The organism is Mesorhizobium sp. M7A.F.Ca.US.014.04.1.1, from assembly GCF_003998745.1.
Lineage (GTDB): Bacteria > Pseudomonadota > Alphaproteobacteria > Rhizobiales > Rhizobiaceae > Mesorhizobium > Mesorhizobium ciceri.
The window spans coordinates 1-869 of record NZ_RZRW01001194.1; the positions used below are offsets into that span (position 1 = coordinate 1).

General features: G+C 66.1%; 2 protein-coding genes. Both read right to left on the bottom strand.

Going from position 1 to position 869, the window contains the following annotated elements:
- The coding region (locus EOA22_RS35525) for an ATP-binding cassette domain-containing protein (protein ID WP_127390709.1) at positions 1–250 on the bottom strand (250 nt) is incomplete at its 3' end.
- On the bottom strand, positions 247–869 hold a 623-nt coding region (locus EOA22_RS35530), incomplete at its 5' end, for an ATP-binding cassette domain-containing protein (RefSeq protein ID WP_127390710.1). The genes EOA22_RS35525 and EOA22_RS35530, both read right to left, overlap by 4 nt.

Below are 869 nucleotides of genomic sequence, written 5' to 3' on the forward strand. Positions count from 1 at the left end.
GCACCAGCACGACGCCGCGCCTGGCCATCACATCGGCGGCGGACCCGGTGACGTCGGCGCCGTCGAAAGCGATGTTGCCCGAGCGGGGTTTGATCAGCCCGGCGATAGCCTTGAGCAGCGTCGACTTGCCGGCGCCATTGGGTCCGAGGATGGTGACGATTTCGCCTTCGGCCAATGTCAGCGAGACGCCACGGTTGACGATGGTCGGCCCATAGCCGGTGACGACATCGGAGACGGCGAGCAGGTTCACAGATCGCCTCCGAGGTAGACGTCCAGCACCTTGGGATCGGCAAGCACCTTTTCGGTCGGCCCGTCGGCGATCTTGGAGCCGAAGTCGAGCACGGCAAGGCGCCGGCACAGCATCTGCATCAGCTTCATGTCGTGGTCGATGACGCAGACCGTGATGCCATGGCCCGGCAACTGGCGAACAAGGCCGACAAGGGCAGAGGTTTCGCGGTCGTTGAGGCCGGCGGCGGGTTCATCAAGCAGAAGCAGCGACGGCCGCGTGGCCAGCGCCAGCGCCAGGCCGAGCAGGCGCAGGCTGCCGAACGGCAGCACGCCGGCTTTCTCGCCGGCAAGCGCCTTCAGGCCGACGAAGTCGAGCAGGGCCTCTGGTGTCGGCCACGGATTGGCAGTGCCGCCTGCCCTCGCATGTTCGCCAGCGATCTGGACATTCTCCAGCACCCCGAGGCCGGCAAAGGCCATCGCTTGCTGAAAGGTGTAGCCGATCCCGGCTCGCGATATGGCATGCGGCTTGAGACCGGTGATGTCGCTCCCGCGAAACAGCACGCTGCCGGCGCTGGGCTTATGAACGCCGGTGACGACGTTGAACAAAGTCGTCTTGCCCGACCCGTTGGGACCGACGACGC